The organism is Micromonospora sp. CNZ296 (assembly GCF_007827635.1).
The window spans coordinates 21,020-29,552 of the sequence record NZ_VISW01000020.1; the positions used below are offsets into that span (position 1 = coordinate 21,020).

The window sequence follows — 8,533 nt, forward strand, 5'->3', positions numbered from 1 at the left end:
TGGGCCTCGGCGGTTGCACCCCCCGTAACCGCTGAGTCGGTTCGGCTCGACCCCCCCCGGAGCCGAACCACAAGACGACCCCCGTCTCCCCCCGACGGGGGTCGTCCCTTTGCGCCGTGAGCGTTCCGCGTCAACTCAGGGCGCGTAGCCGGGGTCGGCGACCGCCTCGGCGATGCGGATGAGCCAGTGCAGATCGTTGGCCCGGGACTCCGCACTCGCCTCGGGACCGAGGATGCTGCCCAGAAACGCGGCGACATCGTCGAGATGCCGTTCGCCGCGGTAGTAACTCAGCAGGACCGGGTCCGGCTCCAGCGCCCCGTAGCCTTCGCGGAAGAGTTCAGCCCGGTGCGCGTTGATCGGGTGGTCGCCGAAGTCGGCGCTGTGGACGAACATCAGATCCCGCTCGCGCGGCGCGAGGATCGGCGCGTCCCAGTCCACGACGTGCAGCGTCCCGTCGCCGTCGGCGATGAGATTGCCCGGGTGGATGTCGGCGTGGCAGATGACGTGCTGTCCCGGCGTCACGCGCGACGCCAGGTCGTCGACAGTCTCCGCCAACCGGCGCAGCGCGGCACCGTACCGCTTCCAGAAGGCACCCAGGGTCTCGCTCGCAGCGGCCTGCCCGCCGAGGGTCCGCAGTCGGTCGCCCGCGCTCGATCGGTACGTCTCGACCGGCAGGACGGCTGCTACCTCAGCGCTCGGCGTGACCCGGTGCAGCCGGCCCAGGAAATCGCCGTACTCGATCCACTGGCGGTCGGTGAGACCGCGGCCCCACAGGCTGTCGCCGTCCTGAAACGGGTAGAGCAGTAGTCGGTAGTCCCCGAACCGACGTGCAACCCCGCCATCGAGGCGAAGGTCCAGCGGCGCGACCACCTGCCGAAGGCCCCGCGCGCGGAGGAAGCCGGGCAGCAGGACGGCGGCCGGGGTGAAGTCGCCGCGGCGTACCTTCAGGAAGCAGCGCCCGCCGTCGGACGTCTCCACCCGGTACGCCCACGCGTGCCCGTCGAGTCCGACCGGCATGAACGCCAGGTCGACGACGTCCACCGACCAGGCGGCGGCGACCTCGGCCGCCAGCAGCCGCTCGTCGATGTCCGGCTTGTCGATCATCCGGCGGAGCATCGCAGCCGCCGGTCGGGCCGGGCAAGGGAGTTACCGGATCACCGCGCGCAGCGTCTGCCGGTCCGGCTCGAAGCACACCAAGCCTCGGCCCCGCTCGTCGGCCACGACCCACGGGTGACCGACGTACGTCTGCTGCCGGTAGGACTGCCCGGGCCGCAGCACCGCGTACTGCTGTCGACGGCCGTCGTAGTTGATCCAGTGGACCACGACTGTCGACCCGTGGCTGTTGACGAAGTCGATGAAGGTCGACGGGCCACCGCCGTGCGAGCGCAGCCGCGACTCACGCGAGGCCGGTAGCGGGGCCAGTTCCCCCGGGCCGACCACCGGCGGCTTCGACCGGGGGATCGACGGCTTCGGCGAGGTCGGCCGGCTGCTCGGGGTGGGGCGGCGGGTCGGTGCGGCGGTGCGGCTGGGCGCGACGGCGCGGCTGGAGAACGACACCGACGGCGGCGCGTAGGACTCGGCGGGCGTCTCCGTCACCGACCCCGCCCTCGTCGGGGACGCCAGGATCGCCTGGCCCTCGAGCGGCGGCGGGAGGTCGGGGCGACGCGGCGTGGCGAAGACGCTGACGATGCTCGCCAGCACCACGACCACGAGCCCGATTGCGATGGCGGCGAGCAGCGTCGGCGACGGATCGCGGAGCCAGATCTCGCCGCCGGCCGTTGGGGCGGACCGTGAATGGGGTCGTACCGAGGGGGGCGTGAGGGGGTGCGGTGAATCGGTCATGGCCTCGATTCCGCAAGCCGGTGCCGTTCATCGAGCGGCGAGGGGCCCCGATTATCCGCTACTGATCATCCCTGTCGTCAATGGCCGACGGGCCACTCGTTGCCTCCGTCTCCGGCACATAGCAGATCAACCGGGCCGCCGAGGTCTGTCCACAACGCCCTCCGTTGTCCACAGGGCACCGGTCCCGCATCCCTCGGCCGGGCAGGCTGCACCGCGGCACGTCCGAGTCCGACCGATGGAGGCCGCCATGCCGCCCCGTACCCCGCTCCCGCCGTACCGTCGCCTGCCCCTGCTCGTCACCTCCGACGGCGACCTTCTCGACGAGCTGTTGCGACTCGCGGCGGCCGGCGGCACCGAGGTCGAGCTGGCGGCCGACCCGGCCGCCGCCCGGGCCCGCTGGGCGCCGGCGCCGCTGGTGCTCATCGGCGCCGACCAGGCGGCGGCCTGCCTGCGGGCGCGCCTTCCCCGCCGCGCCCGCACGGTCCTGGTCGGTCGCTCCGGAGAGCTCGATCCGGGTACGGAGTTGGCCGAACTCATCGGCGCGGAGCACGTCGCGACGCTGCCGGCGGCCGAGCCCTGGCTGGTCGACCGGTTCGCCGAGTGCGTGGCCGGTCCGGCGGGCCCGGGTCAGGGCCGGGTGGTGGCTGTGCTCGGCGGCCGGGGCGGCGCCGGAGCCAGCGTGCTTGCAGGTGGGCTCGCCGTCAGCGCGGCCCGGTCCCGGCTTCGCACGCTGCTCGTCGACGCCGACCCGCTCGGCGGCGGTCTCGACCTGGTGCTCGGCTGGGAGCAGCTCGACGGGTTGCGCTGGCCCGAGCTGGCCGGCACGGACGGGCGGGTCGACCCGCCGTCGCTGATCCGCGCGCTGCCCAGCCGGGGCGACCTGGTGGTGCTCTCCTGGGACCGGGGCGACCTGCGGCACCTGCCGGCCGAGGCGATGGCCGCCACAGTCGACGCCGGCCGACGCGGGCGGGACCTGGTCGTACTCGACCTGCCCCGGCACCTCGACGACGCGGCTGTGGTCGCGCTCCAGGCCGCCGACCGGGCGCTGCTCGTCGTACCGGCCGAGCTGCGGGCGGCGGCCGCCGCGGCCCGGGTCGCCGCCGTCGCCGCGCCGCACTGCGTCGACCTCTCTGTCATCGTGCGCGGTCCGGCGCCCGGCCGGCTGCGCGCGGCCGAGGTGTCCCGGGCGCTGGGGCTGCCGCTCGCCGGCACGCTTCGACCCGAGCCGGGGCTGTGCCGTGGGCTGGAGCGGGGCGAGGCGCCGGGCGCGAGCGGGAAGGGGCCGCTCGCCGCGCTGTGCCAGCGGATCGTGGACGAGCTGGTCGGGTCGTCGGCTGCGGGTGCGGCATGACCGCGCCGGCCGACCCGGGGGACCTGGCCGCCCGGGTCCGGCACCGGTTCGCCGCCGAGGCCACCCCGGTCACGCCCGCGGCGATCGTCTCCGCGGTACGCGCCGAACCGGCGACGGCGGTGCTCGGCGACACCACGCTGCTGCGGATCGCCGACCGGGTGCACGACGACCTGGTCGGCGCCGGTCCACTGGCGCCGCTGCTCGCCGACCCGCAGGTCACCGACGTGCTGGTGAACGGGGTGCGGGTCTGGGTCGACAGGGGACGAGGGCTACGGCAGGTCGCCGTGCCGCTGGGCACGCTCGACGACGTACGCCGGTTGGCGCAGCGCCTCACCTCGGCGGCCGGTCGCCGGCTCGACGACGCCTCCCCGTACGCCGACGCGCGCCTGCCCGACGGCACCCGGCTGCACGCGGTGCTGCCTCCGGTGGCGACCGACGGGCCCTACCTGTCGTTGCGTACCTTCCGGCAGCGGCCGTTCACCCTCGACGAACTCGTCGAGCGGGGCACGGTGCCCCGGCCGATCGCCCCGCTGCTCGCCGCACTCGTGGCGGCCCGCCTCGCGTACCTGGTCAGCGGCGGCACGGGATCCGGCAAGACGACGCTGCTCAACACGCTGCTCGGGCTGGTGCCCGGCACCGAGCGGATCGTGCTGGTGGAGGACGCCGCCGAGCTGCGCCCGGTGCACCCGCACGTGATCGGGTTGCAGGCCCGGACGGCGAACGTCGAGGGCGCCGGAGCCGTCGGGCTCGGCGACCTGGTCCGGCAGGCGCTGCGGATGCGGCCGGACCGGCTGGTAGTGGGCGAGTGCCGGGGCGCCGAGGTGGTCGACCTGCTCGCCGCGTTGAACACCGGCCACGACGGCGGGGCGGGAACGCTGCACGCGAACGCCTCGGCCGACGTTCCGGCCCGGCTGGAGGCGCTCGGGATGCTCGGCGGCCTGCCCCGGCTCGCGTTGCACGCCCAGGTCGCCGCCGCGTTGCAGGTCGTCCTCCAGCTCCGCCGTACCGGCGAGGGGCGCGTCCTCGACTCCATCGGCCTGCTGCTGCCCGACGGGCCCGACCGGGTGGTGACGGTGGTTCCGGCCTGGGCGCGCGGCCGGGGTCTTGCCCCGGCGGCCCAGCTGCTCGCCGGCCTGCTGCGGGAGCGGGGAGCGCCGGTACCGCCGATCCTCCAGGCGGCGTGGCCCGGTCCGGCGGAACCGTCGTGACCGGCCACCTCTGGCCGGCGGTCCTGCTCCTGGTGGCTGCGGCGGTCGCCGTCGCCTGGCCGGTACGGGCCGCTCGCGCCCGGCGGCTGGCGGTCCTGGGCAGTGCGGACATTTCGGTCGAGCGGGTGAAGGGCGCACGTCCAGAATCCCCGGACCTGCGACGACGTCCGCTCGACGCCGGGCCGAAGGCGTCCGCACGGCCTCCCGGCCGGGGCCGGGAACGGCGTCGACCCGGTGTCGGGCATCAGGTACGGCGATGGACGGGCCTCGTGCCGGCTCCGGTGACACCCTCTCCGGCGTCGGCTCCTGCGCCGCCGCTCTCCGCCGGACGCGTGCTGCCCGTGGCGGCGCTGTGCGGGGCCGTGACCGGGGCACTGCTCGGCGGTCCGGTGGCCGCCCTGGTGCTCGCCACCTACGGCGTGCTCGCGGCCCGGGCGGTGCTGCGCCGACGTACCCACCGGACGGCCACCCTCGCGCACCGCCGCGATCTCGACCGCCTCGCCGCCGTCGCCGCCGACCTGCGGGCCGGGCTACCCGTCGACGGCGGTGTCGACGACGGCCCGGGACGCGTCGCGCGGCTGGCCCGGGCCGCCGGGAGGCTGGCCGACCAGACGGGTGCGCCGCTGGCCGATCTGCTGGAACGGATCGAGGCCGACGCCCGCGCCGCCGACCGAGGGCTTGCCGCTGCCGCCGCCCAGGCCGCCGGGGCTCGGGCGACCGCGTGGCTGCTCGCCGCGCTGCCGCTCGGCGGTATAGGTCTCGGCTACGGCATCGGGGTGGACCCGGTGGCGGTGCTCCTGCACACGCCGGTGGGTGCCGGCAGTGCGGTGGCGGCAGTCGTGTTGCAGGTCGGCGGGTTGCTCTGGGCCGAGCGACTCGGCGTCACGCCCGGGCGGGCCGCCTGATGTCACGGCAGGTACTGGCCGCCGTGTGTCTCGGCGGCGCCGCGTCGCTCCTGGTCGTCGCCGGTCCGGTCGTCCGCCCGGCACGGCGGCTGCGCCGGCTCGCTCCGACGCCGCCGCCCACTCGCCCGGCGTGGTGGCCGGATCGGGTACGCCTCGGCGCAGCGCTGGCCGGAATCGCGGTGGCGGTGGTGGTCGGCGGTGTCACGGGCGTGTTCCTCGGGCTGCTGGCCGGTGCCGCCGCCGACCGTCTGCTACGCCGGATCGAGCCGCGCGCCGCCCGGGAACGGCGGCTGCGGGAGACCGCCGACCTGCCGCTCGCCGCGGACCTGCTGGCGGCCGCGCTGCGGGCGGGCGCGCCGGTCGACCGCTCGGTGCTCGCCGTCGCCGAGGCGCTCGGCGGGCCACTCGCGGACCGGCTCGGCCGGGTCGGCCGGACGCTACGGCTCGGAGGCAGCCCCGGCGAGGCCTGGGCGCACCTGGAAGGCGTCACCGGGGCCGAACCCGTGGTAGCGGCGGCGGTCCGCTCGTCGAACAGCGGCGCCGCACTGGCTCGCGCGCTGACCCGGCTGGCCGACGACCTGCGTGCCGAACGGTCGACCTCGGCCGAGGCGGCGGCCCGCCGCGCGGGCGTGCTCATCGTGCTGCCGCTCGGGCTGTGCTTCCTGCCCGCCTTCATTCTCGCCGGTCTGGTGCCGGTGATCGTCGCCGTGCTCGGCGACGTGCTGTGAACCATCGAGAAGGGACGTACGACATGCGCAAGCTCCTCACCCGCCTGCGGGGTGACGCCGGTATGAACACCGCCGAGTACGCGGTGGGCACCCTCGCCGCGGTCGCCTTCGCCGGGATCCTGCTGAAGGTGCTCACCTCCGGCAACGTGCAGTCCGCGTTGACCGCCGTCATCGACCGGGCCCTGAAGTGATCGGGCGCCGGCGGGCCGGCCGTGGTGGTGGGTGGCTCCACGAACCAGCAGTCCCACTCGACGTGTCGACCGAGCCCGGCTCGACCCGGGACGCCGTCGGCACCCGGGCCGGGGAGGTGCGGCGCCGGTGGCTCTCGTGGGTCGCGTGCGAGCGGGGTTCCTTCACCGCCGAGTTGGCGGCCGGCCTGCCGGCGCTCATGCTGCTCCTCGTCGCCGGTCTGACCGCGGTGAACGCTGTGGGTACCCGGGTCGCGTGTGTCGACGCGGCCCGGGAGGCGGCGCTCGCGGCGGCCCGGGGCGAGCCCGGCACGGTTGCCGCAACCCGGTACGCCCCGGACGGCGCCGAGGTGTCGGTGACTGTGACAGGCGATCGGGTCACGGCGACGGTCCGGGCACCGGTCCGGACGTTCGGTACGCGGCTGCCCCGGCTGGTCGTGGCGGCGGAGGCGGTGGCCGCCGTGGAACCCGGAGCGCCGGGGCCGGTGCCGTGAGAGCCGGCGTGCCCGTGGAGAGCGGGGAGCGCAGGAAGTCAGCCGGCGGTACGCCTCAGGCCGACCGGGGCGGCGCGACCGTGTGCCTGCTCGCGATCGGAATGGTGTTCGTGCTGGTCGGGGTGTTCGGCGCCGCGCTCGGGGCGGCCCGGTGTGCGCGGCATCAGGCCCGCAACGCGGCGGACTTCGGGGCGCTGGCCGGTGCCGTGCAGGTGCTCGACGGAGCCGACGTCGCGTGCGCTCGCGCCGCCGACCTGGTCTCGGCCAACGGCGGCCGGATGACCGGCTGCCGGGCCGACGGACTGGACCTGATCGTCACGGCGCAGGTACGCGTCGCACCGCTGCCGGGGCTGACCCGGGACGCCGTCGCGACGTCCCGGGCCGGCCCGGCCCGGTCCTGACGGGCGGACGCCAGTGCCGGAACCGAGAGCCGGGCCGGGCCCGAGTGCCGCAGGTCAGCGGGACTGGAGGGCGTCCAGTCCGACCGCCATGGCGATCACCAGCCGACGGTCGATCTGCGGGTGCTGGATCTCCACGTTGTACCGGTCCCGCAGACCCCACTTCCGGTCGACCGAGAACACCGGCTGGCCGCCGGCCATGAAGTCGAAGTGGTACGGCAGCCAGGAGAGCGAGTCGACGAACCGGCGCAGCAGCGCGACCGGCAGGCTGCGCTCCTGCCCGGTGGCGGGCGGCAGGCCGGGCTGCTCGACGTGCCACGTCGAGCGCAGCAGCGACTGGGCGAAGTCCTTGCGGAACAGCCCGATGGGGTTGCCCGCGTGATCGGTCACGTCGTAGGTGGCGCCGAGGTCGAGCCGCTGACGGGCCTTGAAGCCGAGAAGGGGGTACTGCTTGGAGTCGTCGGTGTAGATGGTCACCTGCTCCTTGAAGGCGAGCCGCTTCTGCTGCGCGAACGCGAGCAGCCCACCCTCGGAGCCGTCGGGCGCGACCGAGTGCACCTCGTACTGGTTGACCATCATCCGGAGTCGCTGACGGATGATGAACCGGTGCTGGGCCTGCAGGTTGTCGGGCGACATGGGCTCTCCTTCGAGGGGTCGCCGGAGTCTTGCACAGCGGGCCGACGACCGCTCGCCCGAGCGCACCCACCGCTGCCTGGACGGACGGGCCCGCACGCAGGAGCCGCACGGTGGCATGAGGCGAAGCATGGCGCCGTTGCCGTGACCGGCGCGGGCCGGGACTGCGCGACCGCGGGCCGGAGGTGGAGGCGGGACGCAAGGTCAGCGGCCGCCGTCGACCGTGGCCTTCATCGCCCAGCTGTTCAGCACCTGATGGATGCCGCGCAGACGCTCGTTGATCTGCTCCAGCCGTTCCGCCTGGGCGAGCGTGGCCATCGCGGTGCCCAGCGCTATCTGCTGGTCGGGCGTGAGGTTTTCCTGGTCGATGGTGTAGAGCAGCTCGACGGTCTCGGCGATCGTGTCGGCCACGGCGGCACCTCCGGCGGGACGGGTCTCGGGTCACCTGTGCGCTACCGAAATGATGCATGGAAGCGCTCCCATACATCAATGCCCCGCCGGCTCTACCCTCATGCACCCGTCCCACCAACCAGACACCTGGGCACCCGCGGAGCCGCACGGCCCAGCTTGATCGACACCAGTTCGGGGAAGTGGCGGGGTCCAGCACCTGTCGATACCGCAACCTCCCCGAAGTGGCGGCGGGCAGCCCCAACCGGCCCGGTGCGGTCAGGCGGGTGGGGCACCGGCCGCCTGAGCTGGGCGGGCCGCCCGGTCGTCCTGCCGGGGCAACACCTCGCCGCGCTCCGGGCCGGCCGCCGCCTCCGGGCCGGTCACCGCCTCCGGGCC

The 8,533-nt window shown here is 75.1% G+C and carries 11 protein-coding genes; 7 read left to right on the top strand and 4 right to left on the bottom strand.

All coding sequences use genetic code 11. The features are described 5' to 3' along the window. Positions 1 to 135: 135 nt before the first annotated feature. The gene (locus FB455_RS27210) at positions 136 to 1,104 is read right to left on the bottom strand and encodes a phosphotransferase (protein ID WP_145755286.1); all 969 of its coding nucleotides are present in this window, start codon (positions 1,102 to 1,104) and stop codon (positions 136 to 138) included. A gap of 42 nt (positions 1,105 to 1,146) precedes the next feature. Then, positions 1,147 to 1,842, bottom strand: coding sequence for a VHL beta domain-containing protein (locus tag FB455_RS27215; protein ID WP_013283638.1), 696 nt, complete (start codon positions 1,840 to 1,842; stop codon positions 1,147 to 1,149). A gap of 247 nt (positions 1,843 to 2,089) precedes the next feature. Between FB455_RS27215 and ssd the strand changes: the two genes are divergently transcribed. The 7 genes from ssd (at position 2,090) to FB455_RS27250 (ending at position 7,117) form a co-directional block, all read left to right on the top strand. Then, positions 2,090 to 3,193: a septum site-determining protein Ssd gene (gene ssd / locus FB455_RS27220; protein WP_071098907.1), complete on the top strand. Its 1,104-nt coding sequence runs from the start codon at positions 2,090 to 2,092 to the stop codon at positions 3,191 to 3,193. Continuing rightward, entirely contained in the window at positions 3,190 to 4,401 is a 1,212-nt protein-coding gene (locus tag FB455_RS27225) for a TadA family conjugal transfer-associated ATPase (RefSeq protein WP_145755287.1), read from the top strand. The genes ssd and FB455_RS27225 overlap by 4 nt, the downstream gene beginning before the upstream one ends. Continuing rightward, positions 4,398 to 5,306 carry a hypothetical protein gene (locus FB455_RS27230; RefSeq protein WP_145755288.1) on the top strand — a complete coding sequence of 303 codons (909 nt, stop codon included), beginning with the start codon at positions 4,398 to 4,400 and terminating at the stop codon, positions 5,304 to 5,306. Before FB455_RS27225 ends, FB455_RS27230 begins: the two co-directional genes overlap by 4 nt. After that, positions 5,306 to 6,034 carry a type II secretion system F family protein gene (locus tag FB455_RS27235; protein WP_013473578.1) on the top strand — a complete coding sequence of 243 codons (729 nt, stop codon included), beginning with the start codon at positions 5,306 to 5,308 and terminating at the stop codon, positions 6,032 to 6,034. Before FB455_RS27230 ends, FB455_RS27235 begins: the two co-directional genes overlap by 1 nt. 23 nt (positions 6,035 to 6,057) lie before the next feature. After that, entirely contained in the window at positions 6,058 to 6,225 is a 168-nt protein-coding gene (locus FB455_RS27240) for a DUF4244 domain-containing protein (protein WP_013283643.1), read from the top strand. Positions 6,226 to 6,341: 116 nt separating this feature from the next. Then, positions 6,342 to 6,716, top strand: coding sequence for a TadE family type IV pilus minor pilin (locus FB455_RS27245; protein ID WP_186466448.1), 375 nt, complete (start codon positions 6,342 to 6,344; stop codon positions 6,714 to 6,716). Positions 6,717 to 6,724: 8 nt separating this feature from the next. Continuing rightward, positions 6,725 to 7,117, top strand: a complete 393-nt coding sequence (locus FB455_RS27250; protein WP_457113271.1) for an Rv3654c family TadE-like protein — start codon at positions 6,725 to 6,727, stop codon at positions 7,115 to 7,117. Positions 7,118 to 7,171: 54 nt separating this feature from the next. Here FB455_RS27250 and FB455_RS27255 read toward each other — a convergent pair whose 3' ends face one another. After that, entirely contained in the window at positions 7,172 to 7,750 is a 579-nt protein-coding gene (locus FB455_RS27255) for an LURP-one-related family protein (protein ID WP_013283646.1), read from the bottom strand. Between the two features lie 201 nt (positions 7,751 to 7,951). After that, on the bottom strand, positions 7,952 to 8,158 hold the full coding sequence (locus tag FB455_RS27260) for a hypothetical protein (protein WP_013283647.1): 207 nt from the start codon (positions 8,156 to 8,158) through the stop codon (positions 7,952 to 7,954). Between the last annotated feature and the right edge of the window lie 375 nt (positions 8,159 to 8,533).